This is a genomic window from Leptospira gomenensis (assembly GCF_004770155.1).
Taxonomy (GTDB): domain Bacteria; phylum Spirochaetota; class Leptospiria; order Leptospirales; family Leptospiraceae; genus Leptospira; species Leptospira gomenensis.
This window is the reverse complement of the sequence record NZ_RQFA01000046.1, coordinates 134,270-160,032: the sequence shown is the minus strand read 5'-3', so window position 1 is coordinate 160,032 and position 25,763 is coordinate 134,270. Positions and strand designations below refer to the sequence as shown.

Annotated in this window: 23 protein-coding genes and 2 pseudogenes; 12 read left to right on the top strand and 13 right to left on the bottom strand. The window is 45.7% G+C overall.

What is annotated here, in order from left to right:
- Window positions 1-19: 19 nt before the first annotated feature.
- Both EHQ17_RS11430 and cutA read right to left on the bottom strand, forming a co-directional pair.
- Window positions 20-856 carry a patatin-like phospholipase family protein gene (locus EHQ17_RS11430; RefSeq protein ID WP_135590249.1) on the bottom strand — a complete coding sequence of 279 codons (837 nt, stop codon included), beginning with the start codon at window positions 854-856 and terminating at the stop codon, window positions 20-22.
- A 20-nt stretch (window positions 857-876) separates the two neighbouring features.
- Window positions 877-1,197 (bottom strand): divalent-cation tolerance protein CutA, encoded by a 321-nt coding sequence (gene cutA / locus EHQ17_RS11425; RefSeq protein ID WP_135590248.1) that lies wholly within the window; start codon window positions 1,195-1,197, stop codon window positions 877-879.
- Window positions 1,198-1,291: 94 nt separating this feature from the next.
- On the opposite strand from cutA, the gene EHQ17_RS11420 reads away from it, so the two are divergent.
- Entirely contained in the window at window positions 1,292-2,686 is a 1,395-nt protein-coding gene (locus EHQ17_RS11420; protein ID WP_167881099.1) for an OmpA family protein, read from the top strand.
- Window positions 2,687-2,781: 95 nt separating this feature from the next.
- Window positions 2,782-5,376 carry a SpoIIE family protein phosphatase gene (locus tag EHQ17_RS11415; RefSeq protein WP_135590246.1) on the top strand — a complete coding sequence of 865 codons (2,595 nt, stop codon included), beginning with the start codon at window positions 2,782-2,784 and terminating at the stop codon, window positions 5,374-5,376.
- On the opposite strand, the gene EHQ17_RS11410 is transcribed toward EHQ17_RS11415, so the two are convergent.
- The 3 genes from EHQ17_RS11410 to EHQ17_RS11400 are packed head-to-tail and all read right to left on the bottom strand — an operon-like array spanning window position 5,373 to window position 9,139.
- Window positions 5,373-6,254, bottom strand: a complete 882-nt coding sequence (locus EHQ17_RS11410) for a ribose-phosphate pyrophosphokinase (RefSeq protein WP_246057534.1) — start codon at window positions 6,252-6,254, stop codon at window positions 5,373-5,375. The genes EHQ17_RS11415 and EHQ17_RS11410 overlap by 4 nt on opposite strands.
- Before the next feature lie 10 nt (window positions 6,255-6,264).
- Window positions 6,265-7,767 (bottom strand): thymidine phosphorylase family protein, encoded by a 1,503-nt coding sequence (locus EHQ17_RS11405; RefSeq protein ID WP_135590245.1) that lies wholly within the window; start codon window positions 7,765-7,767, stop codon window positions 6,265-6,267.
- Window position 7,768: 1 nt separating this feature from the next.
- Window positions 7,769-9,139, bottom strand: coding sequence for an MBL fold metallo-hydrolase RNA specificity domain-containing protein (locus tag EHQ17_RS11400; RefSeq protein ID WP_135590244.1), 1,371 nt, complete (start codon window positions 9,137-9,139; stop codon window positions 7,769-7,771).
- 507 nt (window positions 9,140-9,646) lie between these two features.
- Between EHQ17_RS11400 and EHQ17_RS11395 the strand changes: the two genes are divergently transcribed.
- Window positions 9,647-10,570: a lipase family alpha/beta hydrolase gene (locus EHQ17_RS11395; protein WP_135590243.1), complete on the top strand. Its 924-nt coding sequence runs from the start codon at window positions 9,647-9,649 to the stop codon at window positions 10,568-10,570.
- 141 nt (window positions 10,571-10,711) lie between these two features.
- On the top strand, window positions 10,712-11,767 hold the full coding sequence (locus EHQ17_RS11390; RefSeq protein WP_135590242.1) for a 2-dehydropantoate 2-reductase: 1,056 nt from the start codon (window positions 10,712-10,714) through the stop codon (window positions 11,765-11,767).
- On the opposite strand, the gene EHQ17_RS11385 is transcribed toward EHQ17_RS11390, so the two are convergent.
- The 3 genes from EHQ17_RS11385 to rssA all read right to left on the bottom strand — a co-directional run bounded on the left by EHQ17_RS11385 (window position 11,764) and on the right by rssA (window position 14,218).
- Window positions 11,764-12,378 carry a DUF2062 domain-containing protein gene (locus EHQ17_RS11385; RefSeq protein WP_135590241.1) on the bottom strand — a complete coding sequence of 205 codons (615 nt, stop codon included), beginning with the start codon at window positions 12,376-12,378 and terminating at the stop codon, window positions 11,764-11,766. The two genes, EHQ17_RS11390 and EHQ17_RS11385, sit on opposite strands and share 4 nt — an antisense overlap.
- 6 nt (window positions 12,379-12,384) lie before the next feature.
- Window positions 12,385-13,176 carry a tetratricopeptide repeat protein gene (locus EHQ17_RS11380; protein ID WP_135590240.1) on the bottom strand — a complete coding sequence of 264 codons (792 nt, stop codon included), beginning with the start codon at window positions 13,174-13,176 and terminating at the stop codon, window positions 12,385-12,387.
- Window positions 13,177-13,324: 148 nt separating this feature from the next.
- Complete coding sequence (rssA, locus tag EHQ17_RS11375; protein ID WP_135736182.1) at window positions 13,325-14,218, bottom strand: patatin-like phospholipase RssA; 894 nt, start codon at window positions 14,216-14,218, stop codon at window positions 13,325-13,327.
- 159 nt (window positions 14,219-14,377) lie between these two features.
- Between rssA and EHQ17_RS11370 the strand changes: the two genes are divergently transcribed.
- The 4 genes from EHQ17_RS11370 to EHQ17_RS11355 all read left to right on the top strand — a co-directional run bounded on the left by EHQ17_RS11370 (window position 14,378) and on the right by EHQ17_RS11355 (window position 18,226).
- Entirely contained in the window at window positions 14,378-16,477 is a 2,100-nt protein-coding gene (locus tag EHQ17_RS11370) for a SpoIIE family protein phosphatase (protein ID WP_135594449.1), read from the top strand.
- Window positions 16,478-16,816: 339 nt separating this feature from the next.
- Window positions 16,817-17,059 (top strand): CopG family transcriptional regulator, encoded by a 243-nt coding sequence (locus EHQ17_RS11365; protein ID WP_135594451.1) that lies wholly within the window; start codon window positions 16,817-16,819, stop codon window positions 17,057-17,059.
- A complete protein-coding gene (locus tag EHQ17_RS11360) occupies window positions 17,049-17,324 on the top strand; it encodes a type II toxin-antitoxin system RelE family toxin (RefSeq protein ID WP_135594453.1) in 276 nt (91 codons plus the stop codon). Before EHQ17_RS11365 ends, EHQ17_RS11360 begins: the two co-directional genes overlap by 11 nt.
- Window positions 17,325-17,554: 230 nt before the next feature.
- The gene (locus tag EHQ17_RS11355; protein ID WP_246057533.1) at window positions 17,555-18,226 is read left to right on the top strand and encodes a hypothetical protein; all 672 of its coding nucleotides are present in this window, start codon (window positions 17,555-17,557) and stop codon (window positions 18,224-18,226) included.
- 281 nt (window positions 18,227-18,507) lie between these two features.
- On the opposite strand, the gene EHQ17_RS11345 is transcribed toward EHQ17_RS11355, so the two are convergent.
- Entirely contained in the window at window positions 18,508-18,966 is a 459-nt protein-coding gene (locus EHQ17_RS11345; protein WP_135736181.1) for a MarR family winged helix-turn-helix transcriptional regulator, read from the bottom strand.
- Window positions 18,967-19,053: 87 nt separating this feature from the next.
- Between EHQ17_RS11345 and EHQ17_RS11340 the strand changes: the two genes are divergently transcribed.
- Entirely contained in the window at window positions 19,054-19,824 is a 771-nt protein-coding gene (locus EHQ17_RS11340; protein WP_135594457.1) for a hypothetical protein, read from the top strand.
- 34 nt (window positions 19,825-19,858) lie between these two features.
- A complete protein-coding gene (locus tag EHQ17_RS11335; protein ID WP_135594459.1) occupies window positions 19,859-20,491 on the top strand; it encodes a class I SAM-dependent methyltransferase in 633 nt (210 codons plus the stop codon).
- A 58-nt stretch (window positions 20,492-20,549) separates the two neighbouring features.
- On the opposite strand, the gene EHQ17_RS11330 is transcribed toward EHQ17_RS11335, so the two are convergent.
- The 4 genes from EHQ17_RS11330 to EHQ17_RS11315 all read right to left on the bottom strand — a co-directional run bounded on the left by EHQ17_RS11330 (window position 20,550) and on the right by EHQ17_RS11315 (window position 23,265).
- Window positions 20,550-21,197, bottom strand: a complete 648-nt coding sequence (locus EHQ17_RS11330; protein WP_135594461.1) for a DUF4349 domain-containing protein — start codon at window positions 21,195-21,197, stop codon at window positions 20,550-20,552.
- A gap of 205 nt (window positions 21,198-21,402) precedes the next feature.
- Window positions 21,403-21,819, bottom strand: a complete 417-nt coding sequence (locus tag EHQ17_RS11325; RefSeq protein ID WP_135594463.1) for a MaoC family dehydratase — start codon at window positions 21,817-21,819, stop codon at window positions 21,403-21,405.
- 1 nt (window position 21,820) lies between these two features.
- Complete coding sequence (locus tag EHQ17_RS11320) at window positions 21,821-22,273, bottom strand: FAS1-like dehydratase domain-containing protein (RefSeq protein ID WP_135594466.1); 453 nt, start codon at window positions 22,271-22,273, stop codon at window positions 21,821-21,823.
- A gap of 116 nt (window positions 22,274-22,389) precedes the next feature.
- Window positions 22,390-23,265: an alpha/beta hydrolase gene (locus EHQ17_RS11315; RefSeq protein ID WP_135594468.1), complete on the bottom strand. Its 876-nt coding sequence runs from the start codon at window positions 23,263-23,265 to the stop codon at window positions 22,390-22,392.
- Window positions 23,266-23,421: 156 nt separating this feature from the next.
- Here EHQ17_RS11315 and EHQ17_RS20415 point away from each other — a divergent pair.
- Both EHQ17_RS20415 and EHQ17_RS11310 read left to right on the top strand, forming a co-directional pair.
- Window positions 23,422-23,721: pseudogene (locus tag EHQ17_RS20415) on the top strand (hypothetical protein); the annotation flags it as partial.
- Window positions 23,722-23,910: 189 nt separating this feature from the next.
- Window positions 23,911-25,692 (top strand): annotated as a pseudogene (locus EHQ17_RS11310) (sulfatase family protein); the annotation flags it as partial.
- Window positions 25,693-25,763: the final 71 nt, after the last annotated feature.

Below are 25,763 nucleotides of genomic sequence, written 5' to 3'. Positions count from 1 at the left end.
GCGTGTTAGACGGTCACGTTCAAGCGGGAGAAAGGATTTTTTTCTTCCAGTGATGCGCGCTTTTTCTCCCGTCTTCCAGCGCCTCTTTTCCGTGGGAAAGACGGTCAGCGTCGATGTACGGCGTTACGGTTTCTATCCGTAATATTTGCTTTTTATAATGTTTCGCGAGCATTTCCTTCAATTCTCTGGTTTCGTTCTCGATGATCTGGACTGACGAATGAAACGCCCGGACCACGGCTTTTTCCGAAGGACCTTTTTTTGTACGAACGCTGTGCACGACGATTTTTTTGATCGATTTATCCAGAATCAGTTCCTTGATCGGCTCCTGGTCGGCCACACCTCCGTCGATAAATTCTTCTTCGCCTAACTTTTGTATTTCGAACAGGAACGGAAACGTCATCGATGCGAGAATTTGATCGATTAGATCGCCTTTGGTTTTCAGTTCGCGGATCTGTTTCGTGATGTTGGAGACGGAAATCCCCATAGGTACGGGAAGCTCCTCGATTTTTTTGTGACCCAGATGAGGTCGGAGAAGATCTCGGATTTTTTTGCCGGATAAAATTCCAGAATAATTTTTGATACCTTTGCGTATCGGCTTTACGAAATTCGTGATCAGATTCCCTTCCCAAAAATCCTTCTTTTTCAGACCTAAGATCAGATCGGTCATCGTATCTACAGGGATTCCGGCGGCGACGAGAGATCCTATCAAAGCGCCCGAACTACAACCTGTGATTTTCGAAGGATGAAATCCTATCTCCGAAAGTCCTTTGGCGAATCCCGCGTGTGCGTAAAATCCGAAGAACGCCGAGTTTAGAGTAAGCGCAGTGAATTTTTTTTTAACGTGTATCTGAACCATATAACACCGATTAGTGGAAATTACTCCGATATCACTTCCGATAAGATCCAATCGAAAAATTCTCGATTGCCCTCCAAAAGAGGAAGACTGACGACGCAGGGAACGGAATAACTATGAAGCGATTTGACCCGCAGAGTGAGTTCCGTCATCAGATCGCTTTTCGTTTTGAGGATCAGAACCGATTCGTTCGCCACGGTCAACTTATCCTCCCAGTGAAAGATCGATTTCATTTTAGGAAGTATGTTTGCGCAAGCCGCTAGTCGTTCTTGGACCAATATTTTCCCGATCTTTAAGGCTTCCTTTTCGTTTTCCGCGGTGATATAAACGAGTCTGGGTTCCATCTAAGATTTATTTTCGTCCGATTGTCCGTTTTTTCGGATAGTTTTTTGGTCTTGTCTCATGTTTTCCAAGAATCATACGAAATTAAATAATAGAATGGGGAAATCTGGTTTGCGTTTCGTTTACGGAAAAACGGGAAAGGGTTTATCTATCGGATCCGCCGGATTCCGCTTTTGTCTTTCGTATATTTTTCTATTGTTCGCGGGCGGATTCGTTTCTGCGGAAGAGGAACGGATTCTTTTTCGTTGGAAATTGACTCCCGGTGAAACGGTCGAGCTAAACGAATATCATCGCGTCCAATTGGTGAGTCAGGGACGCAAAATTCGCAGAGAGGATAAGAATAGAATTCTTTTGGAAACTCTTTCTTGCGAAAATAAAACCTGTCTCCTCGACGGATTTTTCGATACGTATTCTAGATTTCCCGAAATCGATCCCGCCTTTCGCAAGGACAAAACGTTTAAGAGCCAGTTTCATATCACGGAGATCGGCCAATACAAAGTTCCTCAGGAATACGGAATGCCGAACCTAAGATCCCTTCCCAGTTTTTCGGAAAAACCGGTTGCGGTAGGTGACGAATGGACCCAGCCGGCGACGGAAAATTTTCAATTCCCCGGAGGAAGGGTAACCGCCACGGTTCTCGCGAAATACAAGTATCACGGTCGCGACGATTGGAGTTTTCAGAATTTAAGCGGCAATGCGGATAAGATAGAATATAATTATTCCCTTTATTACGATTCTCAAATGAACCGCGACGGAGTTCCGTCCAAGATAATCGGTTTCGCCCGAGGAATGGTGTTCTTCGACAAAGACGCCGGTATTCCGCAATACAAAAGGGTACAACTCGCATATACGTTCGTTTATCCGAACGGAGCCGCTCAGGAGATGTCATTCGATATCCACGGAGTATATAATAAAAATTTAAAGTTAACCGACACGGATAAGGATAAATTCGCGGAGGAGATTCGCAAGATTCTTTCCGGAGGATTGGAAACCGGAATCGATCCGTCTAAAACCTCTAAAACGAAACCCGACCCGAAGTCCAGACCCCAGAATCTAGGTTGGCCGGAAGAGGAGGAAAATCGGGTTAGGCCCGAATCGGAAAAAGCCGCCGACCCCCCGGTGGAAATACGAAGAACCGAAGAAGGAATCACGATCTCCCTAAACTCCGTCCTTTTCGACTATGATCGCTCCGAACTCAAAGAAGAGGCCAAGGCCGAGCTGGGGCGGATCGCTTCGGTTTTGAAAAAATACGGCGATCGCGAAATCAGAATCAGCGGCCATACGGACAACACCGGGGGAGAGGATTATAATAAAAAACTTTCCAGAGAACGCGCGTTATCCGTTCTCCGGGAGCTGAGGGACAAACAAGGAATCGAAGAAAAACGTATGTCCTACGAGGGCTACGGTAAAAGTAAGCCGATTGCGGATAACGCCTCTTTGCAGGGTAGACAAAAGAATCGACGCGTGGACATAACGATCGTGATGGAATAGATTCATTCGTTCCGGAAGCGGATTATTTCTTGCCAAATCGGACTCTTTCGCCAACAAAGTGTTCGGCGACGCGTAGGATACTAACGGATTCGGGAATGAAAAAAAACATAAATAAGTTATTTCCAACTCTAACGATTCTTTGCCTTTTTTGTTTTTTTTCCGCGCTGGAAGCGTTTCCCATTCCGTTGACGAAGGATTGGAAAATCTCATCCGGTAAAAATCTGCAATCCGGAGAAGACGATCCTAACTGGATCGTTTTACAAAGCCTTCCGATCCCCAAACACACGTTAGACTCCTTCTCATATCCCGAGGATACGATTCACAGCGTTACCCTGCTGAAAAGTTTTATCATCTCGAAAGAGGAGATATCCGAACTTTCGACGGACGGTCTTTCGGTTCATTTCCCGTTGTTTACCAACGTCTACGAAGTTTTTTTCAACGGAGAACGTATCGGCCAGGGAGGTTCGGTGGTCGGCGGGAAAATCGTTCGCAACGGTTTTAAACGTCACGTCATTCTTCCGATTCCGAAGACAAAGGTAAAAGAAGGTTCGAACGAGATTCGTGTCGTCCTTTCCTCCGACCCGGGAGAGGAATTGAACGCGTATGCGAGTCTAAATTCCACCCCGCCTTTGATCGACCTACGATCTAGAAACTCTGAAATTCTATCAGAACGTTCCACGTTGATGTTGGCTTTCCTATATCTTTTCGTAGGATTTTATCATTTCTTATTTTACTTCAAACGCAACCAGGACAGATACAATCTGTTCTTCGGGCTTTTTTCGATCTTTCTCTCCGCTTATATTTATTTCAGAAGCAACGCGGTGTATGAACTGGAATTGGATCCTCTATTACAGATGAAGCTGGAATATATGATCGTATTTAACGTCCCGGCTTTTTTTCTTCTTTTTCTGGAGGATTTTTTCCGGTCAAAGATCGGTCCTTTGTCCCGATTTTACCGTTTTTTCGCGCTCGGTTTGACTTCTCTGATTCCGTTTTCCAGTAGATTCATCTGCATTCAACTTCTTCAAATCTGGCAGTTTTCCGTACTCGTATTCTCCGTATATTCGTTTTATATAATGTTTCAGGCCTTGTGGAGGAAAAATCAGGACTCGGTGCGTTTGTTTGCCGGTTTTTTTATACTCTTGGCTTCCGCAATTTTGGATCTTTTGGGTTCGATGCAGATGATTACAGGATTAGAAAATTATGGACTTCTAAAATACGGTTTTTTTACGTTCGAATTGGGGATCGTCTTCATCTTGGCGAATCGGTTCTTGAGCGTCCACAACGAGGCGGAGGAGTTGAACAGGGATCTCGATCTAAAGGTCCGTGAAAGAACGGGACAACTTCAGGATACGCTCGATCAGATTCGCGAACTTAAGATACAACAGGACGGAGATTATTTTCTTACGTCCTTACTTTTGGATCCCCTCAACCGTTATCAGATTAAAAGCGATTTATATAATATCGAAGGATTCAGCAGACAAAAGAAACAATTCGAATTCAAACAATGGAAAAAAGAAATCGGAGGCGATATCATCGTCGCCGACGAGATTCTTCTTAAGGACAGGAAATACCTCGCTTTCGTAAACGGAGACGCCATGGGAAAATCGATACAAGGAGCCGGGGGCGCTTTGGTTCTCGGAGTGGTATTCCGTTCGTTTCTTGCACGAACCCAAAGCGTCTCCTCCTATAAATCCAAACCTCCCGAACTTTGGCTTAAGGAATGTTTTTTCGAGTTACAGAATATCTTCGAATCCTTCGACGGTTCTATGTTGGTTTCCGTCGTTCTCGGTTTGTTAGACGTGAAATCCGGAATATTATTCTTTTTGAATGCGGAACATCCTTGGACGGCCCTCTACCGGGACGCAACCGCTTCGTTTATCGAGGACAAGCTGGAACTTCGTAAGATCGGGATAACTGGTCTTGAAAGCAAGATGAAGATCAAGACGTTCTTTATGGAAAACGGAGATTCCATTTTTATCGGATCCGACGGAAGGGACGATCTGCTTTTGGGAGTGGATTCTGACGGCACGCGCGTAATCAACGAAGACGAATCGCAATTCCTGAAACGAATCGAAGAGGCGAGGGGAGACATCGGGATGCTCGTGCAAGGACTCCGCAATTTCGGAGAACTCACCGACGATCTTTCGATTTTAAAACTGACTTATCTCGGGAGGCCGAAACGTTTCGTTCCTGTCGTTCGAATCGGTGCTACGGAATTTCCTGACGCCGCGTATTTGGGATATTTAAGGGACGAACGTTGGGAGCTCGCGGCCGATCACTTGGAAAATATCAAAGGCACGATAAAAGGGGAGGCTCCTCCGACTTTCAACAAGGAATTAGCGAAAGTATATTATAAAATTGGAAAGTATCAAGAGTCTCTAACTCTTTTGGAAGAATTCATTTCCGAATTCCCGGAAGACATTGAATCCATGTTTACCGCTTCGCTGCTTTATAAACGTTTGAATCGTTATCGTCAAGCCGTCGAATTGGGGGAAAGGATCCTCTTGCGTGAGCCGGAATTCGCGGGAAACGTCGCACATCTCGCCGAATCCTATCTGTTCATCCACAAGAAGGACGCCGTTTTACATCTTTTGTCGAAGTTGGAAAAACTGGATCCCGCCAACCTTCACGCGCGCGAAATCCGTATTCAGATGGAAAATCCGATTGCAGATCATCGTAACGATTAAAAAAGATTCTCCGCTATTAGACGACTTACGTCGATTCCGTTGCTGTAATGTTCGATCGTATTCGAAGTTACCACTGAGTTTACGCCTGCCTTAAGCAGATTTCCATAGGAATCTTCCGCAAAAATTCCGTGGACGCATAAACAAATCGGAGGCGTTGCCGCGGTTTGACGGAGTCTATTTACTGTTTCGATCAGAGTTCTTCCGGTGGATACGATGTCGTCTATCAAAACGGGCGTTCTTCCGACTAACGCTTGTAAGGTTGGGGCGCTGATTTCGACTTCCCGATCTCCTTTCCGATTTTTTTCCAGAACCGTGTAAGGACATCCGCAGAGTCGCGCCACTTCGGCCACCCACTGACTACTTTCGCCGTCCGGTCCTACAAGAACGGGTGAATCGATCCGTTCCCGAACATAATCTGCGAGAAGAGGGGCGGAGTGTAATGTCTTGGAAGGAATCTCGAAAATTTCGGAAAGGTCTTCGATTCTATGAAGGTGGGGATCCACCGTTATCAGGGAATCGACGTAACGCGAGATCAACGAGGCCGAATGACGCGCGCTGATCCCTTCGCCGGGATGAAAGACCTTATCCTGTCTCATATAACAAAGATAAGGCGCTATCAGGTGGATTTTTTTCGCACCCATCGATCTTGCCGTTTGACAGAAAAAAATCAACGGAATCAGTTTCGGATCCGGTCTGTCCAAGGAGCAAATCAGATAAACTTCCGATCCGCTCGGGTCCGAATCGATTCTAAGTTTCGTTTCCCCGTCGGGGAAGTTTCCGAATTGGACTTTGCCGACCGGGATTTTCGAACGGGAAGCGACGAGTCGGGTAAGGACTTCGTTTCCGGGAAAGGAAAATAATAAACGTGATATATTCATATAAGTTAATTTATAAAATTTGAATTATTTCGGTCTGCGATCGCACGTATTCGTAGGCGTATTCCAATTCACCTTCCGATTCGGAATGGATCGTGTAGAGAATGTCTCCGGCTTCCACTCGTTTTCCGCAAGGCGAAAGAAAATACACGCCCGCCGAATTGGAGTTAGGCGCCCCGGCCAATCGTGCGACTTTGGCGATTTTGCGATTGTCCACTTCCTTTACGATTCCGGAGCGAGTCGATCGTATATCGAGTTTGAATTTGGCCGAACCGGGTTCGCGGAATGTTCCCTGCGCCTCGCAAATCCGGACGAATTTTTCCCACGCCTTTCCCGAGCGAAGAATTTCCTCCGCGGCGGTCGCTCCGTTTTTAAAAATATCGGGATCGTCGAATTCAAGCATCGCACCGGCAACGGTCAAAGCCCTTTGTCTCAAATCCTGCGGGGCATCGGGATCGTTTTTTAAAACCTGGATACAATCCTTCATTTCCAAAGAAGGTCCGATTCCTCTTCCGACCGGTTGCGACCCGTCCGAAATGATCGTTTTGATTTTGAGACCGACCGACCTTCCTACGACCGTAAAATAGTATTTTAGCTTTTCTGCATCTTCTTCCGTTCTTACTTTTGCGGTTTTGCCAATGGGGATGTCGATCACGACGTGTGTCGAACCCGCCGCGGCCTTTTTGGAAAGAACCGAGGCGATCATTTGACCGACGCTGTCTATTTCCAAAGCCCGTTCGACGCGAATGAGAATATCATCGACCGGACTCAAACCGATAGAACCTCCCCAAACGATACAAGCTCCTTCTTGTTCCACGACGGCTTTCATTTTCGAAAGACTCAAATTAACTTCGGTGACGACCTCCATCGTATCGGCGGTTCCCGCGGGAGAAGTGATCGCCCGTGAGGAAGTTTTAGGAACGATTCCGCCGGCGGCCGCAACGATGGAAACGACGATCGGAGTCGTTCTATTTCCGGGAAGACCGCCTACGCAGTGTTTATCGACGATCCTACGACCGTTCCAATGTAATACGGAACCGGTCCGTATCATCGATTTCGTCAACGATTTGATTTCCTCGAGGTTGAGTCGGTCTCCCGCGCAAGCGGTTACGAAAGCGGCGATTTCGATGTTGGAATATTTTTCGTCCTTGATGTCGCCAATGATTCGATCGAAGGATTGCTCGTTCAGACGGTTTTCATACAATTTGGATCTGACGTCGTGCATGGATTGCACCGGTTGTAGGTGGGAAAGACGGACTTCGTTTCCTTCTTTGGCGTCGATCGCCTTCCATGCGCTTTCGGAAAGTCCGACTTGTCCGCTCTGCAGAATTTCGGTTTCTATGATGTTCAGCGATGCGATGATTTGTTTGTCTCCCGAAGTCACCGCGACCCGATGGAGCGCGACGAAACCTTCCGATTTACAGGCGGGGCAGTCCCGTTTTAGAAAAACGACGTATTCCTGGTTCGTGTCGATTCCCAGGTTTTTTAAGCGGAGAGTGTTTGAAGTTTCGTACATTCTAAAATTCTAATTCTGTAATATCGAAAAGTTTCGGGATTTTGCAGTTCATGCCCAGTTCGTTCGACAACTTTACACGGAGTGCGTCGGAGGATCCGGTTTCTCCGTGTACGATGAATACGGTTTCGGGCTTTTTCTCCAGCGCGGACAACCAGTGAATGATCTCTTTTTGATCCGCGTGCGAGGAAAGGCCGTCGATGGTGCGAACCTGGGCTTTGACCTCGTAATACCTTCCGTAGATTTTTATCTCGTGATTGCCGTCCCTCAGTTGCCTTCCCCTTGTTCCGGAGGCTTGAAAACCGCAAAGTAAAATCGTCGAATTCGGATTTCCCAAATGATGTTGAAGATAAGTGAGAACCCTTCCTCCGGTGGCCATACCGCTTCCGGCTATGACGATTTTAGGAGATTCGTCTTCCGCGTAACGATAGGTCTCTTTAACGGATTCTGTTTTACGGAAAGCATCCCAGATCAGTGAACATTCGGAAGGATCGAGTTTGTGCCATTTCGTATATTCGCGAAACACCTCGAAAACGTTACGACCCATCGGACTATCCAAGATCATAGGAACATCGGGAATTACGGATTCCGATTTGAGTTTCCAAAGAAGATACATCAGACTTTGCGCGCGTTCCACCGCGAAACTCGGTAGAATGACCGAACCTTTTCTCTCCAAGGTTTCGTTGAGAATATCGGCGAATCGTTGTTCGACGCCTTTTTCATGGATGCGGTCGCCGTAAGTACTTTCTACGAATATATAATCGGCGTTATGCGGTCGTTGCGGCGGATAGAGTAGAATATCTTCCGGCCTTCCGATGTCTCCGGAAAAGACGAAAGTTTTTCCGAAAATCTCCAATTCGATGAACGTCGCTCCGAGAATATGACCGTTGTATCGGAATCGCACCCTGATCCCTTCCGCGATGTCCTTCCACTGGTCGAGTTCCACCGATCGAAAGTAAGAGATTGAATCGACGGATTCCTTGAGATCGTATAAAGGGAGTGCGGGTTTGTGTTTGGAATAACCGCCTTTGTTTGCGCGGTCCGCTTCTTCTTCCTGAATCTTGCCGGAATCTTTCAAAATGATTTCCGCGATTTCCAAAGTCGGAGCGCTTCCTAAAATTTTTCCGCGGAATCCTTGTTTGACCAATCGCGGAATATAACCGGAATGATCCAAATGTCCATGGGTCAAAAGAACCACGTCGATTTCGGAAGCTCGAACGGGAAGTTGCGACCAGTTGAGAAGACGCAGTTCCTTTAAACCCTGGAACATCCCGCAATCCACGAGAAGTTTGGTTTTTCCCGTATCGAGTAGAAATTTGGAACCGGTCACGGTTCCCGATGCGCCTAGGAAATGAATTTGAAGTGATGATTTCATAGTACGAAAACTTCCTTTTTATATCGGAAAAATAGAAACATAATTTTACGATTCGAACCTTGATTTATATCACCCAAGTCCTACTTCCACTTCCAAAAAATACATCGACAAGGGAGAACGGAAGAGACAGAAATCCCCCTTCTTTTTTCGGAAATCCTATTTTTCATAAACGAAAGTTTATAATAAGCCATAGTATCGTTTTTTAATCAGAAGCGAAATTCTATTATAGAACAAGTGTTTTCAATAGAATGCGTTAAAATTAGAATTCAAGCAAGAATAAGAGAGGCACTGAAAAGATTTAAAATTATAAAACGAGTCTTTTATAATAAAATCGTTAAACAATCGTTCATTATATAAAAAATTGCCATTTCGTTCGATTGGTCTTGACAGTTCACGAAGTCGGTTTAAATTTTTACCTCGGTGTTCCGACACTGCAAGCGAAGAATACAAAGCGAAATTCAACCAAATAGAATAACTGAAATAGTGAAGAGAATTGAGGTATTTGAAATGCGCAAAGTAAATTTATGGATCGTATCTTGTTTCCTTTTGACGGGTTCTTTGATGGCTTCCGGAGGGGGAGCTTCTTCTAAACCATTGTCCGGGTCTTATCCGATCGTTCTTTCTCATGGATTGTTCGGCTGGGGAACCGATTCCAGCGGAGTGATCAGCATCGTAAATTATTGGGGCGGAATGGACACGTATTTGAGAAATCAAGGTGCCACCGTGTACGCTCCCACGAAAACCGCGGCCCAGTCCAACGAGACGAGAGGCGCGGAACTTAGGGACAAAGTGAACGTTTATATGGCCGCGAACGGATTCTCGAAAGTGCACATCATCGGTCACTCACAAGGCGGTCTCGACAGTCGTTATATGGTTTCCAATCTCGGTATGTCCGGTAAGGTTTCTACGCTTACCTCTTTGAATTCCCCGCACAGAGGATCCCCGATCGCTGATATCGTAAACGCAGTGATTCCAAGTTGGGCGCAACCTTTCGTATCATCGGTGTTAGGTGTCGTCGTTCAGTTGGTGTACGGAGGAGGACAACAAGACGCGGTCAAGGCTCTGAAATCCCTGACCACCGGTGGAATGGCTTCGTTCAACAGCTACACTCCGAACAGTTCTGCCGTTAAGTATTATTCGTACGGTTCCACCATTACGATTCCCGATTTGATCCAACATCCTTTGATGGGAATTCTCTATCCTGCGTGTTGGGCGGGTGGAGTTTTTAACGGACAAGGCGGAGACAACGACGGTTTGGTTCCCGCAAGTTCTCAAAGATGGGGAACTTGGAAAGGCGGTCCTTCGTACGGAATTTTCACAACCGGAGTCGATCACCTACAGGCTTCCAACACGCTTCTGTCCGGCCAGACTTGGTATGACGTAGAAGGTTATTTTCTCGCGATGGCTTCCAACGCCAAAGCGAACCAATAGTTTCCTAAAATTCCAGTAACTGTGCAAGATAGGATTCCGCGTGCGTATCGCGTATGCGGAATCCTTTTTTTTCGTTTTTTTACCGCCTAACCACCAATAGTTGTAGAATTAAATTCCGCATCCTGATTCCATACCATCGCTATGAATCCGTCCTTCGCAATTTTGGGAGCCGGTAGTATCGGAACCTATCTGGGTTGTAAGTTGATTGCGGCCGGAAATCGCACGATTTTGTACGGAAGGGAAAAAATTCGAAACGAATTAAAAACCTTCGGAGCAAGAATCACGGATTTTGAAAACAGGGAAACCGTTCTTCCTCCGGATTCGATTCCTTTTTCCACTTCTTTAGAAGAAACGATCAAGGCGGACGTTTTTTTAGTCACCGTCAAATCCAAGGATACGAAGGAACTTTCCAGAGATCTGAGCGGGCTTTTGGAAAAAAGACAAAAGCTGCATTCGGTTTCGAATTCCCTTCCCGTCGTGATCAGTTTTCAGAACGGGGTTAGAAACGCGGACATTCTCCGGGAAGAGCTCAGCGAGCTGCCCGTGGAAGTTCTTGCCGGTATGGTTCCGTTTAACGTAGTTTCCGAAGGTAAGGGCCGCTTTCATCGCGGCACGAGCGGGAATTTGGTGATCCAGAATTCCAAGTCCGCGCGCTCGATCGTTTCCGGTTTCAATCGCGCCGGTCTTTTTGCAAACACTCACAAAAACATCCAAGGTGTTCTTTGGGGCAAATTGATCTTTAATTTGAACAATTCCCTCAACGCGCTTTCCGGTCTTCCGTTGAAGGAGGAGATTTCCAGAGCGGGTTATCGAAAACTTCTTTCCAAGTTGATGACCGAAGCTCTTGAAATCCTAAGACTGGCGGAGATCAACCCGGTTCGTTCGGGAAAGATGATTCCGAGTCTGGCTCCGTTGATTTTAAATCTTCCGGATTTTCTTTTTTTCCGAATCGCATCCGGTATGGTGAAGATCGATCCTCAGGCCCGATCTTCGATGTGGGAGGATCTTACCAAAAAAAGACCGACCGAAATCGATTCCCTCAACGGGGAAGTCGTTAAACTGGCGGACGTGATGGGTCATCCCGCTCCCCTCAATCGAGGAATCATAAAACTGATCAAACAAGCCGAAAACGATCCTACGATCTTGAATTTAAGTCCGGAAAAGTTGGCGAAACTTCTAAAGTCCGATCTAAATTAGCCTTTTAGAATATTAAAAATCGATCGATCCTTGTCGGAGTCCTTTCGGACGTATTTTTTTTCCCATTCGTCGAGCGTGAGTCCTTCCTTTTCCGCTTGTCTGGTTCGGAAACCGTTCAACAGGATTTTTGTGATCGGATATCCGGCGATCGCGCTGGGAATTCCTATCATAAATCCGCCCAAAAACATGGGCGCTCCCATATCGTTGATCAGAAAACGTCCCCAGTAACGCAGGCCCTCGTAGAGTTCGAGGGAAGAGGAACGTTCGATCACTTCGAGAATTCTCGCGAAGTTCATAGTCGCCATTTCCCAACCTAGAACGTTATATGCCACAGCGCCGGTCACGTAGAACACGTAATAAAAAAAGGGAAGGGTGACCGGATTCGTGATCCAGATCATCGCGATCGCGATCGGCATATAAAAACGGATTCCGAAAACCCGCAATACGAGCCAAGTGATCAATCCGAGATACATCTGGATTCCGATCAAAGGGGTGAGGGACCAGAACAATCCGATCGAAGTCCCGAGACATATTTCGCGCACCGGAGCGTGCGACTGCTGAAACGGAACGACGATTTGACGGTATAGGAGTCTATAAATCGCTTTGAACATTCGGAATCAAAGCCCGGATTGTATTCTTTCTTTCGTATAAGTCCGAAGCGCGTCCAGATATTCCTTATGAAGAGGAAAAATTTCGATCGCCTTTTTGATCTCGATCTCCGCTTTGATCGGATCTTTTCTTTTTTCGTAATAAAACTTGGCTAATAAAAAGTGGGATTCCGATTTGAGAGCCTTTCCGCGGAACGTTTTTGTGACTCCTTTTTCCAAGGAGGCGATCGCCCCTTCCGTGTCGCCTTCCATCATCATACAAAGGGTCGATCCGTAATAAGCGTCGCCTTTATCGGAAAGAGAAACCGAGGTTCGGAATTCTTCGGCCGCTTCCTTTCTCCTGTTTTGACGTAGAAAAAGATTTCCCAGATTTTCCCGAAGTACGGCTTGTGCATCTAATCCGTGTTTGGCGGAAATTGTGAGCGCTTCCCGATATGCGGTTTCGGCCTTGTCGTAATCCTTATCCGCTTCGTATACGAGCCCTAACCCTCGTTTACAATCCATAGAATCGGGATTCAGTTGCAGACAAAGTAGAAAGTCGTCCTTGGCGGCTTTCTGATTTTTTTGAAGATAACGGATCCATCCGCGGATGTACAGGAGTTCTCCCGTGTTGCCTTTTCGTTTTAATTCCTCTTCCGCTTTCTGAAGCGCTTCCACGAGATTGTCCTTTTCCGTGAGGTCGCGCACTTCCAACACCGAGACCGTATCCTTTTTGTTGCAATGGATCAGAATCGCCAAAAGAAAAAAGGTTCGAATCGGAAAACGGAACAGGGAACTGAGGAAATTTTTTTTTGAATTCATAAGGACTCGATTCTCATTTGAAATTGAAGACTTGAACCGGCCGTATACGCGGTTCCTCGCAGAAAAGGATCCAGGTTTGCGGAAGAAACGCAATCCGGAAAGATTCGTTGCGCGATTTTTTTGGAGGACGTTCTTTTGCGAATCGGTTTCAGATCTGGCTCTCCAAAAACGCGGAGACCATTTCCGCGGCTTTTTTGCCTTCTTCGATACATTCCTTCGCCCTGTGGAATTCCATAAGCCCAATGTTTCTGAGTCTCGGCGCGATCGTAACGTCGGGCGGATCTCCGGCCATTCTGCTGCGTGTGATTCGAATCTGCATAACGTTGATGCTCTTGGACATCACCTCGATCATTCCCGGTTTTTCGTCGGTTTCCTTTTTCAGATTTTCATCCATGTCCTTTCCCCAAAATTTGGAAAGGAAGGATTTACGATCCGATTCCTTGGTCATCGATTCGTCTTCGGAATCCTTGTCCTTACGATCGAGAAGATCCTGATTGAGATCCACGGCGATTACGAATTCCGCCCCCATCGCCTTACACAAAGAAACGGGAACCGGGTTGACGAGACCTCCGTCCACAAGCCATCGATCCCCGATTTTTACGGGAGAAAATATTCCGGGAAGTGATATGGATGCTCGCACTGCTTCGGGCAACGATCCTTCTCGAAGCCAGATTTCCGAACCTCGATCGATGTCGGTCGCGACCGCTCCGAATTTTTTTTCCAAATGATCGAAGTTCAACTCTTTGAATTCACGATCGAAGAAATCCAATAATTTTTTTCCACGAATCAGACCTCCTCCGAATGAGATGTCCATAAATCCGAGTATGTCCTTCCATTCCAAGGTTTGAACCCATTCCTCGAGGCGATCCAATTTCCCGGCGGCGTAAAACGCTCCTACGATGGATCCGATCGAGGTCCCGCAAATCACGTCCGGTTTCCAACCGCGGGATTCCAAAACTCGTATAACGCCGATATGCGACCAACCTCGAGCGGAGCCGCTGCCCAATGCCAGCCCAACGATTCGTTTTCCGTTTTTTTTCAATGCGTTATCCTCTTTTTCGGTAAGATTCCTCGAAAAATTCGAAAAGATTCAGTCATATACAATTTTTTTAAGTTTTATATTCCGTCAGTTGTTATATGCAATTGACGACCCTCAATTGAATTTCGACTTTAACCTCTACGAGACGGGCTGTTTTTCGCGATGCAATTTTCAAAAATATTTTTTTTCCTAATCGGCCCCTTCGCGTTGATCGTTCTCGTCATGATCTCTTCTCCTTGGCAGGCGGGGGACGGACTTCGGGCATATCAGGGTAAGATCGATCTTCGAGGAATCCAAGATCCCGAATTCGGGATGATCAAACTCAACGGCGAGTGGGAGTTCGACTGGCTGCAACAACCGGAGGATTCGATCGAAAATCATTCCGTCGGTTTTATTTCCGTTCCCGGTTCTTGGACGAACGAATCCAAAAATCATAAGGGTTTTCCCCGCTTCGGATACGCGACGTATCGTCTGTATGTTTATCTTCCCGACGTCTGGAGGAAAAAAATTCTTTCCGTTTCGATCGGAGGTGTGGCCTCCGCGTATCGACTCAAGGTCAACGGGCAAGCCATTGGTGAAGCGGGAACTCCGGGAACCGACGGAGAATCGACCGAGGCAAGGATCGAACCCAAGGACTTTCTTTTTTTCGCGGAGGGGGAGGAGATCCGGCTTGAACTGTTCGTCTCCAATTTTTCCTCTACTTTGCCGGGCGTCATTTTGCCGATTTCCATCGGTCCTTCGAACGCCGCCGGCGTCTCCAAAGCGATCACCTTGTTTTTCGACATATTCTCGTTCAGCAGCCTTTTGATCATGGGGATATATCATATATTCCAATATCTTTATCTTCGAAGCAGCGTATCGCCGTTGTACTTCGGGATGTACAGCCTCGTCATATGTATGCGGACCGCCATTACGAATTCAAAAATTATAATGTTATTTTTCCCTCAGATTCCCTGGTCTTGGATCAACAAAATCAATCACCTGACTCTTTCGGTCAGTGTTCCCTTTTTTCTTCTGTTTTTCAGTTCGGTGTTCGCGCCGTACGTAAACAGGAAAATCATCAACGGAGGGATTATCTTTTCGGTTTTGTTTACGGTAGTCACGCTTTTCGGAGACGTGCAGTTCAATAATCAGAACATCTCCGTTTATCACTATTTCATCCTTCTGACGATCTCGTATCTGTTTTATACGATTCTTAAGATAGATTTCGATAAGGAAAAAAATTATACGTATATCCTTTACGGTTCGGGGATTTTGTTTATCGCGGTATTGGTCGATCTTTTTTACGTGCGTATTCTGAAAACCGGAAGTATTCAGACCTCCCACTACGCGCTCGTATTTTTCGTTTTTCTGCAGTCACTTCTTCTCGCTTCGGAGAGGTCCAGGAAGTTCGCGGAGACCAGGGAATTGGCGCTCAATTTGAGAACTTCCAACCTGGAACTTTTCGAGATGAAGGAACAACTCGTTCAAAAGATCGAGGATCGGACCAGGGTGTTAAACGACAATATACTTCAGATCAATCGGGAGTTGGAGATCGCGCAGAACGTTCAGCGGAAAATTCTGACTCCGTTGGATCGAAGTATTCCCGGAATCCGTTTTCATTACGAATACAAACCTCTGGAGAAGGTGGGCGGGGATTTTCTCGATATATCCGAAATCGCTCCCGGTAAAGTGCGCGTCGTCATCGCGGACGCGGTGGGCCACGGAGTGCAGGCTTCCCTGATGACGATGGCTCTCAAAACGGAATACGAAGAACTCAAAAATCTCGAGAACCCTGGACAGATTCTTAAGGAACTGAATTTCAGGTTCTTGAAAAAGTTCGATTCTTTGGAAAGTATCTTTCCTTGTTTGATCGGAGATATCGATATCGAACGGGAGGAATTCACGTATTCTTCGGCGGGACATCCGGATCAGATTCTGCAGTTGCCGAACGAATTTCCCTCCCTGATTCAAAAGACCGGACCTATATTAGGTTTATTTGAAACACTCGATATCGCATCCAAAACGATTCCGTTTCCGGCGGGATCCAGACTTCTCCTTTTTTCGGACGGGTTGATCGAAAATCGCATGAAGGATTCCTTAAATACGAAACAATACAATATGGAACTCATAACCAAAACCTTACACGAGGGAAGGAATACTGCCCTTCCCGTTCTTGTGGAGGAAATACTGAAGATCGAAGAATTGACGAGAGGGGACAACCTTCGTTACGACGACATCACGGTCATCGCCGTGGAATCGGATTCGGTAAAAAAGAGTTAGGCGGAAGTTCGCGAAAAACGGCTAAGGAATCGGTATTTTTCGGATTGATAGGGTGCGTATCATGTCTTATACAAACCGCAAAATTATTTATCGACGGAAGAAGTCAAGAGGTAAGACTTCCTAAGAAATTGAAGCGAGTACAGAATCTGAGGATTGAGGATTTGTCCCAATCACGAACGCCGCTACGTATAACTGCAGTTAGGCGACATGACCGCTAAACTTTATAGTAAAAGGTAGCTTTGAAAAGCAAACAGATTATAGAACGCTTTTCGGTTTCAAAAGCGGTTTGACAAAAGAATTATAATGATATATTTTGAATAAAAATGAAGGTATTCAAACATGTCAAAGACGATTACTCTAAGAATTGATGATCCAATTTATGATATTTTCAAAAAAGCTGCGGAAGGAGAGCGGAGGACAATTTCTAATTTCGTTGAAAACGCAGCTATTCAATATTTAACGAACGAATTCTATGCTTCAGATGAAGAAATGGACGAAATTCTCTCTGATAAGCAACTTGTTTCATCTTTAAAGAAAGGTATTAAGGAAGCAGCTCAGGGAAAATATAAAGTTGTCCGTTGAATATAAAATAGCAGAGACAGAATTATTTCAAAGTAAGTTAAAAGATCGTCAATTTTCTCAACTTCAAAAGAAGCTAATCGATTACGTTTATCCAATTTTAAAAAAGAACCCATTCTTTGGACCTAATATAAAGAAACTTAAAGGTGATTTCGATAGCCTTTATAGATATCGCATTGGAAAATATAGATTATTTTATCTTATAAAAGATAATGAGCTATTAGTCGTCTTTGTTGATATTGATCAACGAAAAGACAGTTATAAGTAATATGCGATCGCATGGCCTAACTGCGGCTTCTCACTGCGCTTCGAGATTGTTATCGCAACTCTCGCTTGGCCTTCGGCACATTTGCTTTTAAACTCAGCTTGCAAGACGTTCGCTATGGCTCACTCAAGCCGAATTAAAATCCCTTCGCGCAGGCGCTCCGGGAACGCAAACGTCGAGAAGCCTATTTCGTTAGACGACAGTTCGAAAATTTAATAAATAATGAGATCAATATGGGATTAGATATGAGACCTTTAGGTAAGCCTAAACCTGGATACGAAAACGAATACATCAAAATCTTTAATATTCTTCAGAGTCGAGAAAAACAAAAAATTAATTTAATCGAGAAGCTATTAGGAAAAAAAGAAAATACATTCGAACAGCTTTTGGTTATTTGGAATGAATTACAAATTTCACCGTTCGAAACCATAAAAGCTCCTATGGTCGGAAGAGATTTCGAAGCAAATATGTGGCTCAATTCTCTTTATGAAACAACTGACAAATCTATAGAAAAAGAAGAATTTTTTCAAAATTACAATGGATACTATGTAATAGAATTAGCAAAAGAGCTTGAGGGTGTTCCAATGTATCAATCTCCTGTCGCTGATGCAAATGTGTTTCGAGGTGAGTTTCTCAGAGATTGTGAAGATTTAATCGGTGAAAAATTAACATCTGAAGCATGGATTTCTAAACTGTCTCACGAAGCATTAGATTACGGAAATAGACTTATGGATATTGCAGATAAATTAGCAATCAAACATAATTTAGAATATCTAAAATCAATAAGGATTCCACCAAAAAGTGAAGGGGATTCAATGGATGCAAAATTACATATTCTTTTTTCCCTTGCAAAATGGCTTATTTTTTATGGAAAAAATGGACACGGGTACGAGGCAGATTATTAAACACATACGAAACGTCGCCTAACTTCGTCTCCTCGTTTCGTTCGGGATCGCCATGCGACCCTCGCTTGGCCTTCGACACATTGCTTTGCCACTTCGGTTCGTGGGACGCGACTAAGGTCGCTCGAACCTCGTACCAACCGCATCGCGCCAATGCGCTTGCGGTCGCAACGTCGAGGAGACTCTTTCGTTCCTCGCATCGCTTCGAACTAAACGTATAAACGCGAACGGAAAAACTCTACTAAGATCGTTCTGATCGTGTTTCCATTTTCCCGAAAAAGTCGTCAGAGCCCGGAATCTATTTTTTCCAAAAGATTCATCAACAGTCTTCTTTCTTCCTGGGATGTGTTTCTGTAGATTTTCGAAAACATCTTACGGGAAGCGCGGACGACCGAAGATCGGACCTGCTTTCCCTGCGGTGTCAAGGTTACTTCGAACATCCGATTGTCTTTCGGAGATTTGATCCGTTTGATAAATTCCAACTTTTCCAATTTGGCGACGATAGGAGTTACGGTGGAAGGATCTCGCAGAGATTTTCTCGCCAACTCCTTCATCGAAAAAGTTTTTCCCGGCGAAAGAGCGCAAAGTACCGCGCCCAAAGGAGGAGTGATCATCGGAGCGTTCGTCTTCTTATAATTCAAGGTCAGATCCAGAAATATCTTATCACTGATTCCGCTGATAATGTGCGCGATTCGATCGGGATGGTGCATCGTTTTATCGTAACAGAAATGATTTGTATGCAAAGCAATTAATTCGATCGAGGAACAAGAAATCCTCGGAATCGGTTGACCGTTTCGCTGAATACAACTCGATGAAAGTCGGAGATATTTATGATTCAACTAAAAAACGAAACGATTACCATTCCCTCTAAATTCTGCGGACCTCCCCTCAGCGGAAACGGAGGATTTTCCGCGGGGAGTGCGGCAAAAAAATTGAATTCCCTTTCTTCGATCGTGAAGATCAAGGCTCCGATTCCCTTGGACACGGAACTTCGAGTGAATTTCGATCCGAACACCTATTCGTCGTTAGTCGATATTTCCTCCGGCTCCGTCGCTGTGGAAGCGGAGCCTGCGCCGGATTTCCGTCTTGATTTACCGCGACCCGTGTCGATGGACGCGATTTTAGAAGCGTCCGGAAGTTATCTCGGATTTGTCGAACATCCTTTCCCGTCCTGTTTCGTTTGCGGTCCGGAAAGAAACGAGAAGGACGGGATGCGAATTTTTTCCGGTAAAATTCCCGATCAACCGGGTTTTAAACATCTGCACGCCGCGATCTGGCGACCTTGGAAGGAGCTGAGCGACGATTCAGGTTCGATTCGTAAGGAGGTGATCTGGGCCGCATTGGATTGTCCTGGCGGTTTCGCGGTATCCGTCGAAGATCCGCAAATGATCGTCTTAGCCAAGTTAAGCGGACGAATTCTCGCTCCTATACAAGCCGAAGAATCGTATCGTATCCTTTCCTGGGAAATCGCTAGGAATCGAAGAGTTAGAACGGCGGGAACGGCGATCTTTAGGGAAAAAGAGGACTTCTGCGTCGCTTACTCCGAAGGAGGGTGGATGGTTCCCGGAAATTGGAATTCCGAAAATCAGAAAAAAAACTAACGAAAGATATATTCGAATAGTAGGATAAACTAAAATGAATACGAAAGGAAATCCCGTCCGAGGAAGAATCAACGCGTATTTCTTCAAGATTATGGAAGGATATATGCACCGAAAATACGGAAAAACCAAAAAAGATTTATTCGATTCGTTACCGGAAGTTGTAGTCGAATTGGGTCCCGGGGTCGGTCCGAATTTGAGATATTACAAAAAAGGTACGAAATTGATCGCGATCGAACCGAATCCTCACATGCACGTTTTGCTGAGGAGGAACGCGGAATATTACGGAATCGAATTGGACTTGCGGGTTTCCGGCGCGGAAGTATTGGATCTTCCGGATTCCAGCGTCGAGGCGATCGTATGTACTTTGGTTTTGTGTACCGTGAACGATCCGTTAAAAACGCTCTCCGAAATCAAAAGGGTACTAAAACCCGGCGGAGTATTCGCCTTTTTGGAACACGTCGCCGCCGAGGAAAAAAGCGCGCTCGCGTTTTTGCAAAAGAAGATACATCGATTCTGGCACTGGTTTTTCGAAGGATGTAATTTAAATAGGGACACGGCGAAAACACTGGAGGAGGCGGGATTTCGAACCTTGGTCTTGGATAAATATTCGATGAATACGATCTTTCTTCCCATCGTTCCTCATATTTCGGGTAAGGCTTTTCGATAACGTTAGACGTCTTTGCTCGATTTCGGTTTGAAAAATGGCTTTCCGTTTTGGGATTCGATCAATCCCAAACGAAGAGCCATTTGATCGTTTTGTATCCGAGATAGAATACCCAACCGATCGGTCCGGGTCTTTCCGTGTTGAGATCGACGTAAACGCTGGAATATTGAACCATCATATCGGAAGCCCGTTTGCTTCCTTCCAGTTTTTCGATTTCGACGTTGACCCGTTCCAATTCTTTTTCGATCGCCAACATGTCCTGAACGTTGACGGCTTTTTCGATCAAGTTTTGGTATTTCGTTTTGATTTTTTTAAGACTTTCCAATTTGATCAGGTTGTCCCGATACGAATCCGTGATATCCAAACCGACGATCTCCTCGTTTTCCACGTCGCCGAGACGTTTTAATTCGGAAAGAAAGATTTCGAAACTTTCGGAAGGAACGCGGACTAACGCGTTTTTTTTGCTGTTTCGGGTTATGAAACCCTTGTGGCTTTTGACCAGTGACTTGATCTTATTTCTGGATTCCTCCAAATCGTTTACGTTTAACGTGACGTAGGCGGTATAGGAAATTTTTCTTTCATTGATCGCGTTGGTTTCGTTTGGATCGGAGTTCGGTCTCTGCCCTGCCTCCGCTTTCGCGAGTCGTTGTGAAGAACATTGAATCAGAAACAAAACGATTACGAGAATCAGACGGAAGGACGAAAGCATAGTGAAGTATCGGTATCGGTTGGAATAAGGAAGTCAATTTCTTTTTCTTTCGGACGGAAAGCCGTCGTAAGGAGGATCGGATTAGGAGCGAGGATTGAAAACAAATCGGAATCGGTTCGTTTTGGAATGTCGTGGAAAAGGAGCGCGAAGGATTCTCCCGAAACCGGATCCGTTCGGAATCCGATTTCGGGAACACAAAATTTTGTTAAGCGACAACCACCATTTCTCCGGAGCATTTTACTTCTCCGGAATCGTCGGCGGCTTCGACCGAAACGGTTACCAATCTCTGACCGTTCTCTTCCTTCTTACGTTTTATCTTGCCCGTGCAGGTTAACTTTTGTCCGGGTTTGGTCATGTTCTTAAACGTGACTCCGAATTCGCGGATTTGATCCTGATCAGCCCAGGAAGTGCAGAGTCTTCCCACTTGGGCCATAACGAACATACCGTGGGCGATCGTTCCGTCCAATCCCGCTTTGCGTGCGAAGTCCGGATCGTTGTGAATCGGATTAAAATCTCCGGAAGCGCCCGCATAACGCACTAAATGCGCGTGAGTGATCACGTCCGTTTTGAGGGGAGGAAGTTCTTGTCCCACTTCCACTTTATCGTAATCTATCTTAGCCATATCAAGCCTCCGGTTTTCTGATGAAGATCGACATTTCGGCCTCCACAATCGCTTCGCCTTTCGCGTTTTGAATCGTGGTCTTAAAGGTCATCGTATCCATTTTGCCGACCGTTACGTTGATACATTCCCCTTGTGAGAAGACCTTACCGGGATAAATCGGTTTGAGATACGTGTATTTTTCCTTAAGATGAAGAATTCTGGAAGTATCAACTCCCATGTTCTCCATATCCTGCCAAATTTTTGGATAACCCCAAAATTGAATTACCGTCGGATACGTAGGAGGCGCGGGAATGTCCTCATACCCGGCTTTTTTTGCGGCTTCGAGATCGAAGTAAATCGGATTGGTCTCTCCGATCGCCTGACAGAATTCGCGGATCTTTCCTTTTTCCACATCGAATTCGTAACGATCCAGTTTAGTTCCGATCAGGTCTTTGGATATTTCTTTCGCTGACATATAAAGTTCCTGAGAATTGTTTTTGAGAAGGGCTTTCGACCGGATTCAACGATACCAAAGGAGAAGAATCCGGTCGATGATTTTTTTAGGAAAAAACAGAACAAACGTTCTGTCTGCTAAGAGGTATGGGATTCAAACCATTTTTTGAGATCGGAGAGAACCTTGGTTCTATCTTCTAAACGTTCGTTCATGGTTTCGTGAAACAAATGATCGTAAATTTTTAGAGATTTATCCTGCGAACCTACGACCGCAAAAAAGGCCTCGCTTCCCGTGTAATCCGCGATCGAATCCTCTTTTCCATGAAAGATATAAATCGGAATTTTGATTTTGCCGGCGTTGCCGAGGATCGGTTCTTCGCTATTCAATAACATATTTCCTAAATAAGCGGAGGCCATCCCGTGGACGAGAGGATCGTTTTTGTAGGCTTCCACCACTGCACGATCGTGACTGAGAGCGTTGATGTCCAAACCGGTGGGGAGTGTAAGGTTGGGAAGAAGATCCGCCATCAACGGAGCGATCCCTTTTTTGATCTTCATCACTAAATCCAGACGAACTCGGATCGGGAGTGCGGAGACGACGAGAGAATTCAGGTTTCCTTGGTTGGTTCCTTCCTCCGCATACAACGTTACGATGGCCGCACCCATGGAATGACCGAGCAGGTTGACCTTGGAAACCTTTTCCTTTTCCGCCGCGATGGAAATCAGTTGGTCCAGGTCGGAGAGAAAATCGGAGAACGAATCCACGACGCCCCGTTTGCCTTCCGAACGTCCGTGACCTCTCGAATCGATCATATACAAGGCGGTTCCGGTTCCGGCGAGAGCTTCGACCAAAAACTCGTAACGACCTCCGTGTTCTCCGATTCCGTGTTGAACCACGAGAACACGATTTCCTTTTCTGCCTTCCTTAGGCTGATAACTTCTGTAGAAAATTTTCGAACCTCCGCCGCCGGCGAAAGTGTCGTCCTGTAGATTGTAAGAATTACTCCATGACATAGCGGACGTGTTATAACTCTGAACCGTCCTTTGGAAAGAGAAAAAAAATTCCTCCGGGAAAAATTCATCGATTGTCGCAAGCGGTGTTGCTGATTTTTTGGATTCATGTTTTTCGATCGAAAACGTCCGAACTTCGGCAAGATCCTTTTGATTCCGATCTTGTTTTTTTTGTCCTGCCGATTCGTTTCCGATTCCGAAACCGTGAAAAATACGATCGACTTCGATCTTACGAGGTTGCTCAAAACGGCGGAGTTGGCGTGCACGGGCGACACGGAAAAATCGATCGAAACGTTTCGAAGTCACTGGAAAAAAAATCCGGGTCGTTATTCCGGATTGGCTTCGAAAGAACGATGGAAAAACGTTCAAACGACCCTGTATGTGGACGAAACTCTTTTCATCAACGAATCGCAGGATTCCTTGTTCGTACCTTCCGGAGCGGAATGTTCGTTGAAATTGGACGGTTCGTATTTCGCGGCGGAGAATCGTGTTCTTCGGTTTAACGAGGCGGGGATTTCGGGACCGGGCACCCTACGTATCTCTTGGAACGGAATCGAAATTTTCAACCGAAGTTTCGAAGGTATTCAGGAAGAATGGAACGGTTTTGCCGTGCCCGTCGGATCCTTCGACGTCAAAAAGGAAAACGTTCTTACGATCGGATGGAATTCTCCGCGCGGATCGGGTGTTTTTCTGGGCTCTCCGATTATATTCAAAAAATCTAAAACAAAAAAACATAATGTAATTTTGATAGTCGTCGATGCAATGCGTCAGGACGCCCTTTCCTCGGCCGGTTCCCCGGTTTTGACCACTCCCGTTTTGGATCGTTTATCCGAAAATTCGATCGTTTTCAAAAATACCTTCTCGAACGGGAATTGGACCAAACCGTCCATGATCTCCTTTTTTACTTCGGAAATCGCGTCCAATCTCGGATTAGGGAACGCCTGGTTTTACACCTCGGCCTCACAGAGAAAAATTTTCTATTCCAAAAGACCGGAGACTCTTCCCAATCTTTTTCGGCAAAACGGCTATTTCACCGAAAGTATCATGAACAACGTCTTTCTTTTGGATTATACGTCCGTCGGTGTTGATTTAGGATTTCATAATATTCAGCAGGTGGGTAAGGATACTCTGGACACGGAGGAGTTGGTTTTGCGTTCCGAGAAGTTTTTCCGCGATCATCGGGAGGACCTTTTCTTTTTGCATCTCAACTTGAACACTCCGCACTGGGGATATCGTCCGCCGGAGCGTTTTATGAAATCTTTGGAAAGTTCCGCGGAGCCCGATCTCTGGAAATCCATGGACGAATATCAGAGAAAGTATCTCGGAGAAATCCGTTATACGGATGCGCTTTTGGGGAGGATTTTTGAAGAGCTGAAAAGGCAGAACCTCTTCGAGGATTCTTGGATCGTGATCACGAGCGATCACGGCGAACTTCTGGAAAAAACCCATTATTATCATCACCATTTTATCACCGAAACCGTGTATGCGCACGGGGAAACACATTACGAAAAAGAGATACGTGTTCCGTGGATCATACATCCTCCCGAATCGATCCGAGAGCGTATTAAGAAAACGGAATTTACCGGCCAGGTTTCCCTTTTGTCCCTCGCCCCCACCTTACTAGGATTAAACGGGATTCCGTTTCCGCGGGAAAAGTTAAAGGGAAACGATTATTCCTCCGCCGTTTTCGGAAAGGAAGGTCCGGAGTCCGAATCCGTCGTTTATACGGAAGGTAGGTTTTCCGAATCGATCCGAACCGCGGATTACAAATACCTGCGTCGATATCCCGGTTACGATACGGTTCGTAGGACGAGGGAAGGGGTTCCGCATAAGATGCCCGAGGAGTTGTACGATCTGCGTTCCGATCCGGGAGAAACGAAAAATCTGGTATTCGAAAATTCTACTTTGTTGAAGGAGGCGCGCGAGCTTCTGGGTAAAAACCGGCTTTCCAAAAACGAATTCGTTCTCCGTCTTCCCAAATGCGTTTCCTTATGCGATCGGGAGATTAGAATGTTCGTAAAAGGAGGAATTTATCGTTACGAACTCGATGCACTTTTCGAAACGATCCAAGAAGATTCCAAAAATTTAACTTTAAGAATTTCTAATGTTTCTTCCTCCGGGGATCGCGAGCTTCGAGTCCAAACGGTCGATCCCAATCCTTCGTTCCGGCTCCAAATCCTGAAAGACGGGAAAACCGAAACATACCGAGTCGGAAAATGGGGAATCGTTTCCTCCGCGGCCGAAGCCGTTTTAGCGAGCGACCCCGATTACGTTTCTTTGGGAAGGATTCCGTATCGTTATTCGTCTTCGGATCTTCCTTTTTTGTATTACCATACCGGCTTTGCCGGAGGAACGGAAACTCCGGAAGAGGCGGCGATGGGTAAGGAAGTCCGCAAAGTTCTGGAAAGCTGGGGTTACATTCACCAGTAATCCTTCGTTCGTGAATCCGTCTTAATCGACTTTTTCTCCCGATCGTTTTGCTCCGCGTCAACCTGCTTGTT

Excerpts from the sequence above, each read along its gene's own strand:
- EHQ17_RS11430 (WP_135590249.1), bottom strand. The coding sequence starts at position 856 with ATGGTTCAGATACACGTTAAAAAAAAATTCACTGCGCTTACTCTAAAC.
- cutA (WP_135590248.1), bottom strand. The coding sequence starts at position 1,197 with ATGGAACCCAGACTCGTTTATATCACCGCGGAAAACGAAAAGGAAGCC.
- EHQ17_RS11420 (WP_167881099.1), top strand. The coding sequence starts at position 1,292 with ATGGGGAAATCTGGTTTGCGTTTCGTTTACGGAAAAACGGGAAAGGGT.
- EHQ17_RS11415 (WP_135590246.1), top strand. The coding sequence starts at position 2,782 with ATGAAAAAAAACATAAATAAGTTATTTCCAACTCTAACGATTCTTTGC.
- EHQ17_RS11410 (WP_246057534.1), bottom strand. The coding sequence starts at position 6,254 with ATGAATATATCACGTTTATTATTTTCCTTTCCCGGAAACGAAGTCCTT.
- EHQ17_RS11405 (WP_135590245.1), bottom strand. The coding sequence starts at position 7,767 with ATGTACGAAACTTCAAACACTCTCCGCTTAAAAAACCTGGGAATCGAC.
- EHQ17_RS11400 (WP_135590244.1), bottom strand. The coding sequence starts at position 9,139 with ATGAAATCATCACTTCAAATTCATTTCCTAGGCGCATCGGGAACCGTG.
- EHQ17_RS11395 (WP_135590243.1), top strand. The coding sequence starts at position 9,647 with ATGCGCAAAGTAAATTTATGGATCGTATCTTGTTTCCTTTTGACGGGT.
- EHQ17_RS11390 (WP_135590242.1), top strand. The coding sequence starts at position 10,712 with ATGAATCCGTCCTTCGCAATTTTGGGAGCCGGTAGTATCGGAACCTAT.
- EHQ17_RS11385 (WP_135590241.1), bottom strand. The coding sequence starts at position 12,378 with ATGTTCAAAGCGATTTATAGACTCCTATACCGTCAAATCGTCGTTCCG.
- EHQ17_RS11380 (WP_135590240.1), bottom strand. The coding sequence starts at position 13,176 with ATGAATTCAAAAAAAAATTTCCTCAGTTCCCTGTTCCGTTTTCCGATT.
- EHQ17_RS11370 (WP_135594449.1), top strand. The coding sequence starts at position 14,378 with ATGCAATTTTCAAAAATATTTTTTTTCCTAATCGGCCCCTTCGCGTTG.
- EHQ17_RS11365 (WP_135594451.1), top strand. The coding sequence starts at position 16,817 with ATGTCAAAGACGATTACTCTAAGAATTGATGATCCAATTTATGATATT.
- EHQ17_RS11355 (WP_246057533.1), top strand. The coding sequence starts at position 17,555 with ATGGGATTAGATATGAGACCTTTAGGTAAGCCTAAACCTGGATACGAA.
- EHQ17_RS11340 (WP_135594457.1), top strand. The coding sequence starts at position 19,054 with ATGATTCAACTAAAAAACGAAACGATTACCATTCCCTCTAAATTCTGC.
- EHQ17_RS11335 (WP_135594459.1), top strand. The coding sequence starts at position 19,859 with ATGAATACGAAAGGAAATCCCGTCCGAGGAAGAATCAACGCGTATTTC.
- EHQ17_RS11330 (WP_135594461.1), bottom strand. The coding sequence starts at position 21,197 with ATGCTTTCGTCCTTCCGTCTGATTCTCGTAATCGTTTTGTTTCTGATT.
- EHQ17_RS11325 (WP_135594463.1), bottom strand. The coding sequence starts at position 21,819 with ATGGCTAAGATAGATTACGATAAAGTGGAAGTGGGACAAGAACTTCCT.
- EHQ17_RS11320 (WP_135594466.1), bottom strand. The coding sequence starts at position 22,273 with ATGTCAGCGAAAGAAATATCCAAAGACCTGATCGGAACTAAACTGGAT.
- EHQ17_RS11315 (WP_135594468.1), bottom strand. The coding sequence starts at position 23,265 with ATGTCATGGAGTAATTCTTACAATCTACAGGACGACACTTTCGCCGGC.